Here is a 16,145-nt window from a genome sequence, read left to right on the forward strand (position 1 = left end):
AGGGCGAAGACGGTGCCTGCGGGGACGGCCAGGTCGATGCCGTCCAGGACGGTCTTGTCACCGTAGGACTTGCGCAGCCCGTTCGCCGCGATGGCGGTCGGCGACGGGTGACTGTCCTGGTGTTTTGAGGTGGACATGACAGACGAAGGCATGGTGCCCTCCCGTTCGAAGGCTGGAATGGATGGGGGAGCGGCTGGGCCGTGAGTCGGGGGCGGAGCCCCTGGCCTCAGACCTTGGCGCGGCGGACGTCGATGTTGCCGTAACGGGTGCGGGCGCGGATCTTCACGGTGTCCTCCGCGTCCCCCGGGGTATCGGACGCGGTGAGCGAGTTGCGGACCTGGCCGGAGCCCGAGTGGACATCGAGCCAGGCCGCCGTGCCCTCCCGGACGCCGACCTCGATGGCCCCGTAGGAGGTCTCCAACTGGACGGTGCCGCGCGCCACTTCACCCACGCGCAGGGTGCCGTGGGCGGTGGTGGCGGTGACCGAGTCCTCGGCGCGACGGATCTCGATGTCGCCGTTGGCGCCGCTCACCCGCAGTTCGCCGGTGGCGGCGTCGACGGTCGTGGTGCCGTGCGAGTTCTTCAGGACGGCGGGGCCGTCGACGACGCCGACGCGCAGGCTGCCGGAGCTGGTGGTGATCTCGGCCGTGCCGTCGATCCGGTCCACGGTGATGGAGCCGTGCGAGGCGGTCAGCTTCAGCGGGCCGGTCGCGTCGAGGCGGACGTCGCCGGACGAGGTCTTCACACGGACCTCACCGAGCCGCCCCTCGCCGACCACCTGGGTCCAGGCGCCGGTCGTGTCGATGCGCGAGCCCATGGGGAGTTCGACCGTCACGTCGACTGTTCCGGTACGGCCGAGCAGGCTGGACTTGGGCGTCCTGACGGTCAGTACGCCGCCCGTGTACGTGACCTCGGTCTGGTCGGCCGTCCGTACGTCCAGGTCCCGATTCGGATCGCGGGGCCGCACCTCGACGACCGTGTCGGGGCGGTCGCCCGCGGTGAACTGGATGGAACCGGCTTCCACGCGTGCGGTGACCGAGACCGGTTCGGGAGTGTCGAAAGAAGGCATGGCTGTCCCGTCCTCTTGGCTCTTGTGGGCGTCCCCGCTGGTGGGACGTGGTGTGGGTGAAGTGGAAAGGGAAGGGGGAGGGCGGCTAGCGGACCCATCCTGTGAAGCTCTGTCCGATGGTCCGGGACTTGTGCGGCGTACCCGGTCGGGCGCCGCCCTCGACCGCCGCCGACACGGCCCGCACCAGCCACGCGTTGACCGACAGGCCCTCACGGCCGGCGGCCTCCTCGGCCCGCGCCTTGAGGTGGGCGGGCAGGCGCAGGTTGACGCGGGCTGTGCCGGTCTCGTCGCCCTCGGCGAGCGCCTGCGCGCCGACCGGTTCGACGGGTGCGGAAACCGCCTCCACGGCGCCGCCGTCGGAGGGCGGCAGCGTCACCACGAAGTCGGGGTCGAGTCCGCGCAGTCGTACGTCGACCGAGCCGGGGGCGAGTTCGCGGGTGATCTCGTCCATCGCGGCGGAGAGTACGTGGAGCATGGTCAGCCGCGTCGCCGACTCCAGGGGAGCGGTGAGCCTCTCGGCAAGCTCCCGGGCTTCGTCGCCGCCGGCTTGGGCGGCCACCGCGAGTTCACGGCGGAGGGTGTCGACATACGGGGTGAGGTCCATGGCGCCATCATGGCGCCATAGTGGCGCCATGCGCAAGGGGTTCGCGGGCGTTCGGGGGCCGGCTTCTGGGTGAACTGGCTCTGACCTGGGGAAATGTGATGGCATTGGCAGGCGCGCGCTGTGGTGTCATCCATGCCCATGGGGCATGGATGTGGCGGATGGAGCCGAGTGGTGCCAGGTGGTGCCAGGTGGTGCCATCAGGGTGTGCGGGGGTGCCTGCGGCCCGGTGCCCGACGGGGCGGTCGCGTCGGGCCCGCGCGGCCCGGGGGAGGCGCTGCCGCGGGACGTCGCGACCCTCGTCGAGGTGCACGTCCGGTCCGTCGCCGACTGGGCACCCCTGGTCGGTCGGGCGGGGCCCGGGCGACTGCCGAAGTCCGTTGCAGGGCATACCGCCGGCGCGGTCGCGGTTGGTGCGACAGTGACCAGGATTCTCGTGACCGGCGCGACCGGCACCACAGGCAGGGGGTCGTCCGCCGGCCGTACGGGCAGGCCTCCAGATCCTTGATCCACGAGCGTGACATCGCGGACGTGGCCGTACGCGTGCTCACCTCGTCCGGGCACGACGGGGCCGCGTACGTGCTCACCGGCCCCGAGTCGATCACTCATGCCGAGCAGGTCAGGATCATCGGTGAGGCCGTCGGCCGCGAGGTGTGGTGGGAGGACCTGCCGGTGGAGGTGGCGCGGAGGCAGTTGACGGCGGCGTGGGGGAACGCGGAGTTCGTCGACGCGAGACTGCGGGCGTGGGGGACGTTCGTGGAGTCCCCCGAGCGGGTGAACGACACCGTGGAGCGTGTGCTGGGGAAGCCGGCGCGGACGTTCCGCTCGTGGGCCGAGGAACACGCGGACGCGTTCCGCTGACCGGCTACCGGGGTGGGCGGGGGTCAGCCGTGCGGATGGCCCGGGTGATGGCCGGGGTGGTGGCCCGGGTTCCCCTGCCAGGGCTGGTACGCCGGAGCGCCGTGTGCCGGCTGCCCGTAGGGAGCCGGGGCCGGGCGGGCGTTGCGCAGCAGCGTCTCGAAATGGTCGTGCAGGTTGCGGGCCTTGTCGGCCGGGGGAACGTACGCGGTGACGGATCCGTCGGTCCGCTGGACCGTCACCACGGCGACGCCCCGCGGATCCACTTGATGCCACACCCCGAGGAGAGCGGTCCCCGCAACCCACCCCGGCTCGGTCTCCGGACCGCCGCCGCGCAGCCGGCGCGCCACCGTTCGCCGGTAGCCCGGAATCAGCAGCCCGGGGAACGTCACCATGACGAACAGGAACAGCAGCACGTTGGCGACCACCCCGGCGGTCCAGTGCAACAGCGCGATGAGCGTGCCGTAGCAGACCGCCACGATGAACACCCACATGCAGGCCGTGACGGCGGCCTCCGGCGCCCCGTTCTTGCGGAGCAGAGTGAACACCCCCACCGAGGCGAGCAGCACCAGTGCGGTGATGCACCCGGCTCCGTCGCCGAAGAGGGTTTCGGCGACGCGGCCGGCGCGCCGGTCCGGTCTGACGACGAAGCCGTGCTTGTGGAACCGGACGTTCAACCGTCCGCCCGGCGTGGCTCTCACGCCCTTGATCTCGTACATGGTGATCACGCTAGCGTCGGCGTTCACCCCGAGGAGGACCGCCCCCCTTCCGCCTGCTCTCCGGACGGGCCCGGTACAGCACACAGCGGCGGAGCGGCCCCTCGGGCACGCTCGGATCCTCGAAGTCGTCGGCCTGATCGCGGGTCATCCCGATGCGCCGCATCACCGCCTGGGAACGGAGGTTGCCGACGGTCGTCGTCGCGATGACCTCCGGCAGCCCGAGGGTCTCGAAGCCGAAGGCCAGGCAGGCGCGAGCGGCCTCGGTGGCGTAGCCGTTCCCCCACGCCGAACGCACCAGCCGCCAACCGACGTCCACCCCCGTGAACGGCATGCCCTCGTCCACCGTGTCCAGGCCGGCACGCCCGAGGAACTCACCGGTTTCCCGTGCTTCGAGTGCCCACCAGCCGAATCCCCGCGCGTCGAAGTCCGCCCGCATACGGGCCACCACGGCGTCGCTCTGCCGCCGCGTCAGCAGTTCCCCCAGGTGTTCGCGCACTTCCGGATCGGCGTTCATCGCCGCCCACGGCTCGAGGTCGGACTCCCGCCACCGGCGGAGCACGAGACGGTCGGTACGCAGCTCTGGCATGCCGGTCAGCAAACGTCATCACGGCCACCGTGTCGACCGGATATTCGGTTGCGACCCGGCGGCGTGGTCGATGCAATGTCCCACACGGTCGCCCGGGTGCGCCCGCCGGGGCGAGTCGACGAGAACGCGAACGACCGGGCGCCGCTCAGCGATCCGGGCGCACCCCGACCGGATCGCCACACGGGAGACACCCACACATGAACACGCCCCCATCGCCTTCCGCTGCGGTACGCACCGACGGACCCCCCGTCCGTATCGGCGCCCTCGTTCCGCTGACCCCTCCCGGCTGGGTCGAGGCGGGGCGGCACCTGCTCGCCGGCCTCGAACTGGCCGTGCGCGAGGTCAACGACACCGGAGGGATCTCCGGAAGCCCACTGGAACTGGTGGTCCGGGACACCGCGGCCGATCCGCAGAAGGCCGCGGCGGCCGTCGACGAACTCGACCGCCTGGGCGTGGCCGCAGTGGCGGGGGAGTACCACAGCGTCGTCGCCCGCACGGCCGCTGCCAGGGCCGACGCCCTCGGCCTGCCGTTCCTCTGCTCGTCGGCGGTGCTCGACGCGCTCACCGAACAGCCGACGCCATGGGTAGCGCGCCTCGCCCCGGCGCAGTCCCACGGCTGGCGGACCTACGCGGACTTCCTCCTCGCCGCCGGCCACAGCCGCATCGCCCTGGCGGTCGATCCGAGCGTCTACTGGGCCTCCGGGACCCGCATCCTGCGGGACCACCTCGCTCCACGCGGCGCAGCCGTCATCGAACTCGACATGCGTGAGCTCGCCCCCGAGGCCGTGTGCGACGCACTCGTCGACCACCGGGCGACGGCCCTGCTGCTCCTGGTCGGCCACCCGGAGCCGACCGTGCCGATCGTCCGGTCCGTCCGCCGCGACCCGCGCCTCGCCGACGTCCTGATCGGCGCCCCGGCCGGGCAGCCGGAATTCTCGCAATGGGCGACGCTGCTGGGCTCCGCCGGCACCGCGGTCCCGTTCCTGCGCTACCTGCCCCAGCACCTCGGCCCACTCGGCGCACGGGTCGCGAAGGCCCTTCGCGAGCGGCTGGCCGAAGCGCCCTCCTTCGTCGCCTTCGAGGGCTACGACACGGTCACCGTCCTCGCCGACGTGCTGCGCTCCCACGGCCCGGACCGGGCGCGCATCGCCGAATCCTGGCCGCACGTCACGGTCGAAGGCACCCGGGGGCGGATCCGGTTCTCCCGCACGCCGGACATCAGCGTCTGGCAATGGGCCTGGGCACCGGTCCAGGTCGTCGACCGGGATCCGGCGGAACCGGCGCGCTTCCGGATCCTCCACACCGGCTGAGGGACGACGCGGGGACGGGGCGGTGCCGTGACCGCCCCCGGGACCGTCCGTAATTCACTTGCCCCGACCGCGGATCAACGCTGCACTGTGGCCCGGCACCACGAGTCGTGGTGCCGGTTCATCGAGGAGGCGGCGGCCCGCAATGGAGATTCGTTCCACGACCGATGAAGACTTCGACGTCTTCGTCGATACGGTCCATGCCGCGTTCGGGCGTTTCCGGGAAACCCCGGTCGACGGCGGCGGACTCTGGTGGTCGGCACTCGAAACCGATCGCTGCCTGCTCGCCCTGACGGCGGACGGGAGGCCCGTCGGCACCGCCGGCGCGCACTCCTTCGAGCTCACCCTCCCCGGTGGGGTCCCCGTTCCGGCCGCCGGAGTGACCGCCGTGGGCGTCCTGCCCTCGCACCGGCGCCAGGGCGTGCTCGGTGCGATGATGCGGCACCAGATCGCCGAGTTGCGGGACCGGGGGGAGTTCCTCTCCGTGCTGCTCGCCTCCGAGGCCCTCATCTACCGCAGGTTCGGCTACGGACCGGCGACCTACACGACGCGCCTGACCGTGCCGCGCCGCGAGGCCGCCCTCGCAGTACCCCGGGCGCGCGCGGTCGCCGGGGCACCGGCGACCGGCTCGGTGGAGGTGCTGCGGCGCGCCGAGTGCGGCGAGATCCTGGAGGAGGTCTACGACCGGTACCGCCGGGCACAGCCCGGTGCGCTGTCCCGGCCGCACCGCTGGTGGGCCCTGGGCGCGGGGCAGCCCCCGGTCGCCCCGGCACCGCGCTACGTCGCCGTCCACCGTGACGCCGACGGAATACCGGACGGGTACGCCAGCTACTCGGTCGACGGACCGGCCACCTTGACGGTCGACGAGACCATCGCCACCGACGACGCCGTCTCCACGGCCCTGGCCCGGTTCCTGCTCGGCCACGACCTGGTCACTCAGGTCGTGTTCAAACGCTTCCCGCCACAGCATCCGCTCCGCTGGCAGCTCGCCGACTTCCGGGCCGGCCAGCTGAGCGACGACACGGACTGGCTCTGGGTGAGGCTGCTGGACGTACCGCGTGCGCTGACCGCACGGGGCTGGTTCACCGACGGCGAGCTCGTCCTCGACGTCGACGACCCGTTCCTCGGCGAACGCAGCCGCTACCTGCTGACCGTCCGGAACGGCACAGCGGACTGCGTCCCGACGGACCGGGAGCCCGACCTGTCCCTGGACGTGAGCGATCTGGGCTCGGTCTACCTCGGAGGCACCGCCCCGAGCACGCTCGTGCGCGCCGGGCACGTCCGGGCCCATCACCCGGACGCGGCCGTCCTCGCCGACGCCCTCTTCCGCGCCGAGCGCACCCCGCACTGCCTCCACTGGTTCTGACGGCGCACCCGCGGCCGGGCCGGTCAGGGAGCCAGCAGGGCCCGGGAACCGGCCGGCCGCGGGGAGGCGATCAGCCGTTCGCCGCGGCCAGGAGCACGTCCACGAGCCGGTCCGCGGCGTCCGGCCTGCCGTACGCACGCGCCCGGTCCGCCATCGCCGCGCGCCGACCGGGGTCGGTCAGGAGCGGGCCCAGAGCGTCCCCGAGGGCCTGCGTCGTGACCTCGCCCAGCAGGGCGACCGCCGCGCCCGCGTCGGCCAGGTGCTGGGCGTTGTGGGCCTGCTCGTTCCCCGCGGAGGTGGCCAGCGGCACGAACACGGCCGGCTTGCCCAGCGCGGTCAGCTCCGCCAGCGTGCCGGCCCCGCTCCGCGACAGCACCACGTCGGCCAGCGCCAGTACGTCGGGCAGCTCCGGCCCGACGAAGCCGGTCAGGTGGTACCGCCCGGCCAGGACCGGGTCGAGGGCGGCGGCGGCACTGCGGAGTTCGTCCACGTTCGCCGGGCCGCACTGGTGGATCACGTTCGCGTAGGTCAGCAGCCAGGGGAGCAGGTCCCGCACGACGCCGTTGATCTGCTGGGCGCCCTGCGCACCACCCGTGACGTACACCGTGGGCAGCCGCCGGTCGAACCCGTACAGCGCCAGCGCCTCGACCGCCTTGTCCGGGTGACCGGACAGCACCTCCGGCCGCACCGGGTTCCCGGTGACGACCGCCCGGTCCCGCACGTCGGCGGGCAGCAGGGCCAGCGACGACTCCGAGGACACCGCGATCCGGGTCGCCGAACTCGCGAGCTTGCGGTTGGCCAGGCCGAGCCGGACGGTCTGCTCGTGCAGTACCAGCGGGCGCCGGTTGAGCCGTGCGGCGAGACCTGCCGGAACCGCCACGTAACCGCCGGTCGCCAGGACGACGTCGGGCTGGAACTCGGACACGATCGCACGGGCCTGTGCCACGCCGAGCGGCACCCGGGCCATGTCCTTCACGTTCGCGGCGGACAGCATCTTCAGCGGGTTCGACGAGCGACGGATCTTCCCCGTGGCCACCGTCTTGAAGGCGATGCCCTCCGCCGGGGCGACACGCGCCTCAAGACCGTCCTGGGTACCGATCCACAGGACGTCCAGGGTGCTGCCCGCGGCTGCGAGACGGCCCTGCAGGGTCCGTACCGCAGTCAGGGCCGGATAGGTATGACCGCCGGTGCCGCCGCCCGTCACGAGCAGCCGGAAAGAACGCGGGAGCGAGGGAGTATCCACCTGGTCACCCTACTGTTCGACGGCCGGTGACCACGACCGGGGGTCGGGCGTCGTCGCGGCGCGACCGTCGCGACGCACGACCCCCGGCCGGTCGCGCCGCGCCCGAGCGCGCCTCGCGAGGGTGCGGGTGCGGGCCCAATTCCCTGTCCCCGGGCGCCGATCCGTCCGTAGGGGGGGGAACGTCGTCCATCTGCACAGGAGCTGGACGGGCCACGGGGGCGTCGAGCGACCTTCGCTCCGCTCGACGGCGGCAGCCGCCCGGGGGCCGGGCCGCGCCGAGGCCGTCCCCCCCCGCCCCGCCCCCCCCGCGATGGGGGCGCGCTCGCGGTCGGGGTATCAGACCCAGGTGTAGTTCGCGTCCGTCACGGCTTCCAGGGCGGGGTTGGCGACCGGTGCGCGGGGGTGGTCCAGGGCGGCGAGCGCGGGCCCGATGGGCGGGAAGACCGGCAGCAGGGCGGCATCGCGGTAGGGGACCCACTCGATGACGCCGATCTCGTGGCCGCCGTCGGGCAGTTCGTCCAGCTCGTGCGTGGCGAGGCGGGCGCGGACCTCGGGGGTGATGTGGAGGCGGTAGATCAAGTGGATCTTGCGCGGGGACGGGGTGGGGCCCGGGCGGGTGACGCGTTGGTCGACGACCCACATGAGGTCACCGCCCTCCGCCTGGTCCACGTCGAGTTCGAGCTCTTCGTCGAGCTCCCGGCGCAGGGCCCGCTGGAAGTCTTCGCCGTCCTCGACGTTGCCGCCGGGAGGGGTGTAATGGACGGAGCCGGCGCGCTCCCGCCGGATGAGCGCGATGTCATCGCCGCAGAAGACGACGGCCCCGGCGCGGACCTTGATCCGGGAGAAGGCGGTCGCGTGGTCGTCGGGAGTGTTGGCCATGGCGCCAGTATCACGGTGATGACCGGGCGGCGTGCCCGGCCGCTCCGGTGTGGGTGACCGCAGGGCCGTGGATCGAGGCGCCTTGACAGCCCAAGTGATTAGGCGCCATATTACTTGCATGACGAGGAACGGAACCGACGGCGAGGCGCCCACGCTGGACCAGGCCAGGCGGCAGGTCGAGCGCTACGGCCTGGAGGTCGATCCGCAGGCGGTGCTGGTCGCGGTGCGCCTGATCTCGGCGGGTGCGAGGGTCGGCCGGGCGGCCGAGGCGCACTTCGCCAGGTTCGGCCTCTCGACGGGGCGCTACCGGCTGCTCGCCGACCTCGAAGACCACGGCGGCGAGAAGACCCCCTCGCACCTCGCGGCCGACCTCGATGTCTCCCGGGCCACGGTCACCGGCCTGCTGGACGGCCTTGAGCGCGAGGGCCTGATCGCCCGTCGCCCGTCCACGGAGGACGGACGGGGCACGGTGGCCGTCCTGACCGCGCGCGGGGCGCAGCGTCTGCGCGACATGGCGTCCGAGCATTTCGGGCGGCTCGAGGCGATGGTGGACGGTCTCTCCGGCGAGGAGCGTGCGGTGTTCCTGGACCTGCTGGCCCGCGTCGTGCGCGGTAGTGCGGCCCTGTTCGCGGACTGACGCGACGCGCATCGGGGCTTGGTCCCGCCCTTGGGAGGGGCCTCTTTTACGGCGTAATAGTTAGCTGCCTAATCATATCGGCGTACGTGGCGCGCTGACCCCGAAGGCCCCGCCGTACCCCTTCGCTTCCCTCCCACGAACGAGAAAGGGGCCAACATGCCCGCAACGAAGGACAGCACCCGCGGAACCCGCGGAATCCGGGCAGCCTCCCGGCCGGCCCGGCCGTTCACCCTGTGGCGAGAGGTGCTGACCGCCTATGCGGCCCCCGCGCTGACGGCCGGTGCCGCCGGAGTCGTCACCGGGCAGCGGGACCTGGCCGTGGCCGCCTGCACCTCCATCGCCGGCACCTCCGCCGTCGTGGCCTTCCTGGTCGGCGCCTGGCTGCGGCACGGAGGGCAGCCCCGACGGTGGACGACCACCATGCCGCGCGTCGTCCTGACCACGGCCCTCGTCCTCGCCACCGTCGGCGCGGCGGCCCCGCTGGGATGGTTCGCCGCCCAATGGCTGCCCTCCCACACCCCGGTTCCCGCCGGCCCGTGGCTGGAGCGCCTGCGCATCGACCTGCCCGCCTCCGCGGCCCTCGCCACCACCATCGTCACCCTGCGCTGGCGCGGCACCACCACGGCCTCCCCGGCATAGCCCGCCCCAGCGACACCCCGGCCGGGCCGCCGTACAAGAACGAGCCCGACCGAACCCACCCCGACCGAACCGAGCCCGACCAAACCCACCCAGGAATGAGCACACGATGATCGTCGTCATGGGAGCCACCGGAGCGACCGGCAACGCCCTGCTCCACCGCCTCCTCGCACTCGGCGCACCGGTCCGCGCCCTGACCCGCACCCCGCACAGGCCCCTCCCCGGGATGACCGGCGCCCACCAACCGCCCGTCGAGGTCCAGTACGCCGACGCCGCCGACCCCCGTTCCCTGCGCACCGCCTTCGAGGGCGCCGACCAGCTCTTCCTCGCCATGGCCAACGGCCCCGCACAGGTGGAACTCGAAACCCGCGTCATCGACACCGCCACCCGGGCCGGCATCGGACACATCGTCAAGATCTCCGCACCCGCCGCCGAACCCGACTCCCCTGTGGCCGTCTCCCGCGGACACCACGCCGTCGAGGAACACCTGCGCGCCAGCGGCCCCACCCACACCATCCTGCGCCCCTACGCCTTCATGCAGAACCTCCTGCGCCTGGCCCCCACCGTCGCCCGGGGCATCATCCTCGGCACGACGGGCGACGCGCCCTGCAACCACATCGACGTCCGCGACATCGGCGACGTCGCCGCAGCCGCCCTCACCAGGCCGGACATCGCGGGCGGCACCTACGTCCTGACCGGACCCGAGGCCGTCACCTACTCCGAACTCGCCGCGAGGCTCACCGTCCTGACCGGAAACCACATCCGCTACGTCAACCTCGCCCGGGACGAAATGCGAGAGGACCTCGTCCGCCGCGCCCACATGCCCACCTGGCTGGCCGACCACGTGACGGAGATCCAGCAGCTCGCCGTGACCCGCCCCGAAACCCCCACCGGCACGGTCGCCGAGATCCTGGGCCGCCCGCCCCGCACCCTCGACGCCTTCCTGCGGGAACACCGCGCCCATTTCCGGCCGCACGGTGCTGCGGACCGGGGGACGGCCTAGGCCGTCTCCTTCAGATCATCGGAGCGTTGGTTGATGTGTTTCGTTGACTGACGCCCAGTGGGCCCGTATTGAGCCGTTGCTGCCGGACCGGACCCCGAAGCGGGGTGGCCGGTGGCGTGATTACCGGGAGGTGATCGACGCGATCGCGTTCAAGTACCGCACCGGCACGCCGTGGATGGACCTGCCCGAGCACTTCGGGTCGTGGAAGGGCGCCCACAACCGGCTGCGGATGTGGGCGGCCGACGGCACCTGGGCCGTGGTCCTGGCGGACAAGGCCTACTCGTCCCGGGCGATCCGCCTCCACCTGTGACGGCGCGGAATCCGGGCTGTGATCCCGCAGCCCGCCGACCAGGCCACCAACCGCCAACGCCTCGGCCGCCGCGGTGGCCGACCGCCGGCCTTCGACCGCGAGGCCTACAAGCAGCGGAACACCGTCGAACGGTGCATCAACAAGCTCAAGCAGTGGCGCGGCCTCGCCACCCGATACGACAAGACCGCCACCAGCTACCTCGCCGGACTCCACCTCGCCGCCATTTTCATCCGGTCAGCCAGGTGATCCGCAGGCAACGGCCTAGCCGGCCGGCGGCGCTGCCGGTCGGCCGGCTCAGGGCTTCCAGACCGCGCGTACGGTGTCCACGTACGAGGCGGCCTGGACGTGCCCCGCCCGGGCGGCGGCGGCACGGCGGCTCTGGTCGAGCATGTTGCGGCCGAACGCCGCGCGCGAGGCGCGGTCGGGGGTGAGGACGGCCACCGAGGCCCCGCCCGCGGCGAGTTCCGCGCCCTGTTCGGTCGCGCTCGGGTGCGGACCGACCGCCTTCGGGATCGGGGCGATGGCGACGACCCGCCGATGGCCGCGGGCAAGCTGGACGTTGGCCGTCGAGCGGCTGCCGCCGTCCATCCAGCGGCGGCCGGCCACCGATACCGGCGGCCAGACCAGAGGTACCGCGCAGCTCGCCGCCACGGCTTCGGGCAGGGTGACGCCCGAGGCGGCGTCGAAGAACTCCAGGGCTCCGGACCGGGCGTCGACGGCAGCCAGGCGCAGGCCGTGGGCGGGCCACTCCCGTACGCCCTCCAGGAGCGTGGCGACCGCGCTGTGGACGGCCGACTCGGGGGCGGTACGGGCAGCCAGCGCGGCCCGGCCGAGTCGCCGGACGGAGCGCTCCGGGTCGCGTGATCCGAGGGCGGCCCACAGGAAGCGGGCGGTCTGGCCCAGGGTGACGGTGACGTCGAGCTCGGGGGCCCCGGCGAGGTTCTCCTCGTACATCGCCTCGGCCGTCACGCCCGAGGCGAGCCGGGCGCCGATCACCGAGCCCGCCGAGGTGCCGATCGTCACGTCGGCGCCGGAGAGGTCCAGGCCCGCTTCGGCCAGGCCCGCCAGCATCCCGACGGTCCAGGCGAGCCCGACCGCTCCGCCGCCGCCCAGTACCAAAGCCGTGTCCGCCATCGTCCGCGTCCTTCCCACGAGTCAACCGGCAACCGGTGAGTATTCCCCGTTTCCCGAGGGGTTGACGTTACCACGCAAAGCGGGGAGCGTTCCCCGTTTCATGCCCGATCGCCGCGTGCCCCCTTGCCCGCACCCCCTCGCGCACGCCGGACCGGGCCGGACCCCTCTGCCGAGTGCCGTTCCGTTTACCCACTCCCCACCCGGCGCTGCATTCCCTCGGCTCACATTTGCCGGCGTCCGGGTGTGTGTAAGGGAACCCCAGTTTGCTTTTCAGTCGATCCCGAGCAGCAGTTCGGTATTCGTTAATTCTTCAACCTTCGTGAAGAGGTGCAGCTCAGGGGCGTGATCGTGAATCGCGGTGACAAGCCGGACCCTGTCCCGCAGCAGGTAGGCGTCGTGGCGGGATCGGACCTTTACTGCGGGCGGAGTGGGAGGAAAGCTGTACGGCGTAAGTGCCTCGCAGATAGCGTTCAGTGCAACCGGAAAAGCCTCTCCTGTCGAATGTGGCGCTCGGGTCGACACCAAGAACCCCCTGGTGGGAGAGGTGAAGGGGGCGACACCGGTCGCCGTCGAGCGTGAAGACCTTGATGGCGGTGCGGAAAATAGTGTGTTCACTCGCGGTCGGCCAGGATTTAACATCCGCAGCCTCTTCGGTCCATGGAGAATTCCGAATGAATAAACCCGGGACGCATTCATCCCCCGGAGTCGGAGTCATTTTCGGTGCACTGCCGGGTGCGCGGGGCCTATCGCCACCCCATACGCTCCCGCGCACTTCTTTTCTGCGCCGGTTGACACCATCCGACAGCACAACAACACCGTGCGCTCGTCAAACCGACTGACGTCCATCGGGCCACGGCTATACGTTTCTTCTTACCGAAGGCATATTCCAACCAGCGGTCCTCGCCGTTGAGAGGGACGGGCATGACGAGCCACGCAACCGAAGTCGACCTCGAAGATCTGCTCCGCCGGGCGCTGGACGCCACCGGTGAGGGCGCGCGTTGGAGCACCGACGCGGACGAGATGTGGTGCCGCCTCACGCCCCTGTCCGCGACGCAGCACCAACAGGGCTGGAAACTGCACGTGTCGGCGACCTCCGCCTCCGCGCCGGCAGTCCTCGGGAAGGCCCTGGACGTGCTGCTGAGAGAGCATTCGGCGTTCAAGTTCGCCCGGTCCCTGGAGCAGGTGAGCGCACTCAACTCCCGTGCCACGCCGCGGGGGAGCTCGGGGAAGTTCATCACCGTCTACCCGCGCTCCGACTCCGACGCTGCCCGGATCGCGCTGGAGCTGCACCAGGCCACGGCGGGCCTGGCCGGCCCCCGGATCCTGTCGGACCAGCCCTACGCCGCGAACAGCCTGGTGCACTACCGCTACGGCGCCTTCGTGGGCCGGCGGAGACTGTCTGACGAGGGACTGCTCGTGTGGTTCATCGAGGACCCCGACGGCAACCCCGTGGAGGACGTGCGCACCGGTCAGTACTCCCCGCCCTCCTGGGCGGTCAGCCCCTTCCCCGCATCGGTACCGGCTCCACCGCGTCCGGAGAAGGCGGCGGCGGGCCCGGTGCTGCTCGGCGGTCGCTTCTCGGTCCGGGAGGCGATACGCCACACGAACAAGGGCGGCGTCTACCGGGGTACGGACGCCACCACGGGCGCACCCGTCGTCATCAAGGAGGCCCGGCCCCACGTGGAGGCCGACGCGTCCGGCAACGACGTACGCGACTGGCTGCGCGCCGAGGCCCGGACACTGGAGAACCTCACCGGCACGGGCCTGGCACCGGAGCCCCTCGCGATGTTCGAGCACGGCGGGCACCTGTTCCTGGCGCAGGAGGAGATACCGGGCGTCCCCCTGCGGAACTGGGTCGCCGAGCACTTCCGCGACGTCGGCAGTGAGCGCTACCGCACCGACGCCCTGGCCCAGGCCGGGCGCCTGGTGGACCTCCTCGCCGCGGCGCACGCGTGCGGGTGCGTCCTGCGGGACTTCACCCCCGGCAACATCATGGTCCGGCCGGACGGTGAACTGCGCCTGATCGACCTCGAACTCGCCGTCCTGAAGGACGACGACCCCCTGCCGACGACGGTGGGAACCCCGGGCTTCAGCGCCCCCGAGCGGCTGGCGGACGCACCCGTCTCCCCGACGGCCGACTACTACAGCCTCGGCGCCACGCTGTGCTTCGTCCTCGCCGGGAAGGTACCCAACCTGCTGGCCGAGGAGCCCGCCACCAGATCCGCGGAGCAGCGGCTCGCCGAGTGGCTGGCCGCCTGCGGACGCACGCTCCGCCTGCCGGACGGCCTCCCCGAGACGATCCTCGGGCTGATGAAGGACGATCCGGCCGAGCGCTGGGACCCGGCCAGAGCACGCGCGGCCCTCCGCCGCGCCGGCAGGACGCTCCCCGGGCACCCCGCCGCCGGGCCGACGGGCCAGGACCCCGGGCGCGACGCGACGGCGGCCTCGATCGAGGGGATCGTGGACCACTTCCTCGATGCGATGACCCCCGGGGACGAGCGGCGGCTGTGGCCCGTTTCCACCATGGCGGGGGAGACCGACCCCTGTACCGTGCAGCAGGGCGCGGCCGGTGTCCTGGCGGTCCTCACCCGGTACTTCGAGCTCACCGGTGATCCGCGCCTGCCGGAGGCCATATCCACCGCGGGCCACTGGATCGCGGCCCGGACGGACACCCGCTCCACGCGCCCCGGCCTGCACTTCGGGGGCCGGGGAACCGCCTGGGCCCTGTACGACGCCGGACGCGCCGTCGACGACCGCACCCTCACGGACCACGCGCTGGCCCTGGCCCTGGCTCCGCAGGAGCCGACGCCCAGTCACGACATCACCCACGGCTCCGCGGGCAGTGGACTGGCCGCCGCCCACCTGTGGCACCGCACCGGCGACCCGCGCCTCGCCGCACTCGTCGCCGACGCGGCCGACCGGCTGGCCGCCGCCGCACGGCCCGAGCCGTCCGGCGTGAGCTGGCCGATCCCCGCGGAAGCCGTCGCCAAGGAAGCCGGCAAACGCTACCTCGGCTTCGCCCACGGAACCTCCGGCATCGGATGCTTCCTCCTCGCCGCCGCTGCCGTCACGAACCGCCGGGAGCACCTGGACCTGGCCCTGGCGGCGGGGGAGGAGCTGGTGGCCACCGCCATCATGGTCGGCGAGACGGCCCAGTGGCCGGCCCAGGCCGCGGACGTGCCCACGGCCCCCTACTGGTGCCACGGTTCGGCGGGAATCGGCTCCTTCCTGGTCCGGCTGTGGCAGACCACCGGGGACGACCGGTTCGGCGACCTCGCCCGCCGCGCCGCCCGCGCCGTCGTGGAACGGGCGTCCCGCGCACCCCTCACCCAATGCCACGGACTGGCGGGCAACGGCGACTTCCTCCTCGACATGGCCACGGCCACGGGGGATCCCGCCCACCGCACGTCGGCCGAGGACCTGGCCCGCCTCATCGTCGCCGAACGGGCCCACCGCGACGGCCACGTCGTCTTCCCCAACGAGTACGGGGACGTCTCGACGGGCTGGAGCGACGGATCCGCGGGAATCCTGGCGTTCCTCCTGCGGACCCGCCACACAGACTCCCGGCACTGGATGATCCAGCAGCCGGGTTGAGCGGCAGGGAACCTGCCGCCCACCTCACAGAGAAGGAGAAAGCCATGGAGAACCGCGACCTCGAACTGCTGGCTCACCTGCACGCCCTTCCGGAGACCGACCCGGTCGGCGCCGACGGTGTGGCGTTCGCCAACACCTGCGAGTGCGTCGGCCTGCTGACGCTGCTCAACACCGTCTGTGTGGGCATCAGCTGTAACTGACCA

The 16,145-nt window shown here is 72.3% G+C and carries 15 protein-coding genes and 2 pseudogenes; 9 read left to right on the forward strand and 8 right to left on the reverse strand.

The genetic code is table 11. The features are described from left to right. From ABZW32_RS28200 to ABZW32_RS28210, 3 genes and pseudogenes are all read right to left on the reverse strand, one after another. Window positions 1-152: pseudogene (locus tag ABZW32_RS28200) on the reverse strand (ABC transporter); the annotation flags it as partial. Between the two features lie 74 nt (window positions 153-226). Further along, window positions 227-1,069, reverse strand: a complete 843-nt coding sequence (locus ABZW32_RS28205) for a DUF4097 family beta strand repeat-containing protein (RefSeq protein WP_356220926.1) — start codon at window positions 1,067-1,069, stop codon at window positions 227-229. An 85-nt stretch (window positions 1,070-1,154) separates the two neighbouring features. Further along, on the reverse strand, window positions 1,155-1,673 hold the full coding sequence (locus ABZW32_RS28210; RefSeq protein ID WP_356220928.1) for a hypothetical protein: 519 nt from the start codon (window positions 1,671-1,673) through the stop codon (window positions 1,155-1,157). Window positions 1,674-2,174: 501 nt separating this feature from the next. On the opposite strand from ABZW32_RS28210, the gene ABZW32_RS28215 reads away from it, so the two are divergent. Further along, window positions 2,175-2,531, forward strand: coding sequence for a hypothetical protein (locus tag ABZW32_RS28215; RefSeq protein WP_356220930.1), 357 nt, complete (start codon window positions 2,175-2,177; stop codon window positions 2,529-2,531). Between the two features lie 23 nt (window positions 2,532-2,554). Here ABZW32_RS28215 and ABZW32_RS28220 read toward each other — a convergent pair whose 3' ends face one another. Together ABZW32_RS28220 and ABZW32_RS28225 are read right to left on the reverse strand one after the other, a co-directional pair. Then, a complete protein-coding gene (locus tag ABZW32_RS28220; RefSeq protein WP_356220933.1) occupies window positions 2,555-3,247 on the reverse strand; it encodes a hypothetical protein in 693 nt (230 codons plus the stop codon). Between the two features lie 10 nt (window positions 3,248-3,257). Further along, window positions 3,258-3,833 (reverse strand): GNAT family N-acetyltransferase, encoded by a 576-nt coding sequence (locus tag ABZW32_RS28225; RefSeq protein ID WP_356220935.1) that lies wholly within the window; start codon window positions 3,831-3,833, stop codon window positions 3,258-3,260. Between the two features lie 197 nt (window positions 3,834-4,030). Between ABZW32_RS28225 and ABZW32_RS28230 the strand changes: the two genes are divergently transcribed. Continuing rightward, entirely contained in the window at window positions 4,031-5,143 is a 1,113-nt protein-coding gene (locus ABZW32_RS28230) for an ABC transporter substrate-binding protein (protein ID WP_356220938.1), read from the forward strand. Window positions 5,144-5,285: 142 nt separating this feature from the next. Further along, a complete protein-coding gene (locus ABZW32_RS28235; RefSeq protein WP_356220940.1) occupies window positions 5,286-6,506 on the forward strand; it encodes a GNAT family N-acetyltransferase in 1,221 nt (406 codons plus the stop codon). A 70-nt stretch (window positions 6,507-6,576) separates the two neighbouring features. Here the strand turns inward: ABZW32_RS28235 and ABZW32_RS28240 are convergent, their stop codons facing one another. Continuing rightward, on the reverse strand, window positions 6,577-7,749 hold the full coding sequence (locus ABZW32_RS28240; protein ID WP_356220943.1) for a UDP-N-acetylglucosamine--N-acetylmuramyl-(pentapeptide) pyrophosphoryl-undecaprenol N-acetylglucosamine transferase: 1,173 nt from the start codon (window positions 7,747-7,749) through the stop codon (window positions 6,577-6,579). A 336-nt stretch (window positions 7,750-8,085) separates the two neighbouring features. Further along, on the reverse strand, window positions 8,086-8,628 hold the full coding sequence (locus ABZW32_RS28245) for an NUDIX domain-containing protein (RefSeq protein WP_356220945.1): 543 nt from the start codon (window positions 8,626-8,628) through the stop codon (window positions 8,086-8,088). Window positions 8,629-8,746: 118 nt separating this feature from the next. Between ABZW32_RS28245 and ABZW32_RS28250 the strand changes: the two genes are divergently transcribed. From ABZW32_RS28250 to ABZW32_RS28265, 4 genes and pseudogenes are all read left to right on the forward strand, one after another. Next, entirely contained in the window at window positions 8,747-9,265 is a 519-nt protein-coding gene (locus tag ABZW32_RS28250; RefSeq protein WP_356220947.1) for a MarR family transcriptional regulator, read from the forward strand. 156 nt (window positions 9,266-9,421) lie between these two features. Beyond that, window positions 9,422-9,904, forward strand: a complete 483-nt coding sequence (locus tag ABZW32_RS28255; RefSeq protein ID WP_356220949.1) for a hypothetical protein — start codon at window positions 9,422-9,424, stop codon at window positions 9,902-9,904. Window positions 9,905-10,022: 118 nt separating this feature from the next. After that, window positions 10,023-10,904 (forward strand): NmrA family NAD(P)-binding protein, encoded by an 882-nt coding sequence (locus ABZW32_RS28260; protein ID WP_356220951.1) that lies wholly within the window; start codon window positions 10,023-10,025, stop codon window positions 10,902-10,904. Window positions 10,905-10,947: 43 nt separating this feature from the next. After that, window positions 10,948-11,460, forward strand: a pseudogene (locus ABZW32_RS28265) (transposase). A 48-nt stretch (window positions 11,461-11,508) separates the two neighbouring features. Here ABZW32_RS28265 and ABZW32_RS28270 read toward each other — a convergent pair. Continuing rightward, window positions 11,509-12,348 carry a patatin-like phospholipase family protein gene (locus ABZW32_RS28270; RefSeq protein WP_356220953.1) on the reverse strand — a complete coding sequence of 280 codons (840 nt, stop codon included), beginning with the start codon at window positions 12,346-12,348 and terminating at the stop codon, window positions 11,509-11,511. Between the two features lie 921 nt (window positions 12,349-13,269). Here ABZW32_RS28270 and lanL point away from each other — a divergent pair. Together lanL and ABZW32_RS28280 are read left to right on the forward strand one after the other, a co-directional pair. After that, window positions 13,270-15,942 (forward strand): class IV lanthionine synthetase LanL, encoded by a 2,673-nt coding sequence (lanL, locus tag ABZW32_RS28275; RefSeq protein WP_356220955.1) that lies wholly within the window; start codon window positions 13,270-13,272, stop codon window positions 15,940-15,942. A 44-nt stretch (window positions 15,943-15,986) separates the two neighbouring features. Further along, window positions 15,987-16,142 carry a VenA family class IV lanthipeptide gene (locus tag ABZW32_RS28280; protein WP_356220958.1) on the forward strand — a complete coding sequence of 52 codons (156 nt, stop codon included), beginning with the start codon at window positions 15,987-15,989 and terminating at the stop codon, window positions 16,140-16,142. The last annotated feature ends 3 nt before the right edge of the window (window positions 16,143-16,145 follow it).

The sequence above is a fragment of the Streptomyces sp. NPDC004667 genome (genome assembly GCF_040609475.1).
Classification (GTDB): domain Bacteria; phylum Actinomycetota; class Actinomycetes; order Streptomycetales; family Streptomycetaceae; genus Streptomyces.

Coding starts and splice junctions, on each gene's coding strand:
- ABZW32_RS28210 (WP_356220928.1), bottom strand. CDS start 1,673: ATGGACCTCACCCCGTATGTCGACACCCTCCGCCGTGAACTCGCGGTG.
- ABZW32_RS28250 (WP_356220947.1), top strand. CDS start 8,747: ATGACGAGGAACGGAACCGACGGCGAGGCGCCCACGCTGGACCAGGCC.
- ABZW32_RS28225 (WP_356220935.1), bottom strand. CDS start 3,833: ATGCCAGAGCTGCGTACCGACCGTCTCGTGCTCCGCCGGTGGCGGGAG.
- ABZW32_RS28235 (WP_356220940.1), top strand. CDS start 5,286: ATGGAGATTCGTTCCACGACCGATGAAGACTTCGACGTCTTCGTCGAT.
- ABZW32_RS28270 (WP_356220953.1), bottom strand. CDS start 12,348: ATGGCGGACACGGCTTTGGTACTGGGCGGCGGCGGAGCGGTCGGGCTC.
- ABZW32_RS28220 (WP_356220933.1), bottom strand. CDS start 3,247: ATGTACGAGATCAAGGGCGTGAGAGCCACGCCGGGCGGACGGTTGAAC.
- ABZW32_RS28245 (WP_356220945.1), bottom strand. CDS start 8,628: ATGGCCAACACTCCCGACGACCACGCGACCGCCTTCTCCCGGATCAAG.
- lanL (WP_356220955.1), top strand. CDS start 13,270: ATGACGAGCCACGCAACCGAAGTCGACCTCGAAGATCTGCTCCGCCGG.
- ABZW32_RS28260 (WP_356220951.1), top strand. CDS start 10,023: ATGGGAGCCACCGGAGCGACCGGCAACGCCCTGCTCCACCGCCTCCTC.
- ABZW32_RS28280 (WP_356220958.1), top strand. CDS start 15,987: ATGGAGAACCGCGACCTCGAACTGCTGGCTCACCTGCACGCCCTTCCG.
- ABZW32_RS28205 (WP_356220926.1), bottom strand. CDS start 1,069: ATGCCTTCTTTCGACACTCCCGAACCGGTCTCGGTCACCGCACGCGTG.
- ABZW32_RS28230 (WP_356220938.1), top strand. CDS start 4,031: ATGAACACGCCCCCATCGCCTTCCGCTGCGGTACGCACCGACGGACCC.
- ABZW32_RS28255 (WP_356220949.1), top strand. CDS start 9,422: ATGCCCGCAACGAAGGACAGCACCCGCGGAACCCGCGGAATCCGGGCA.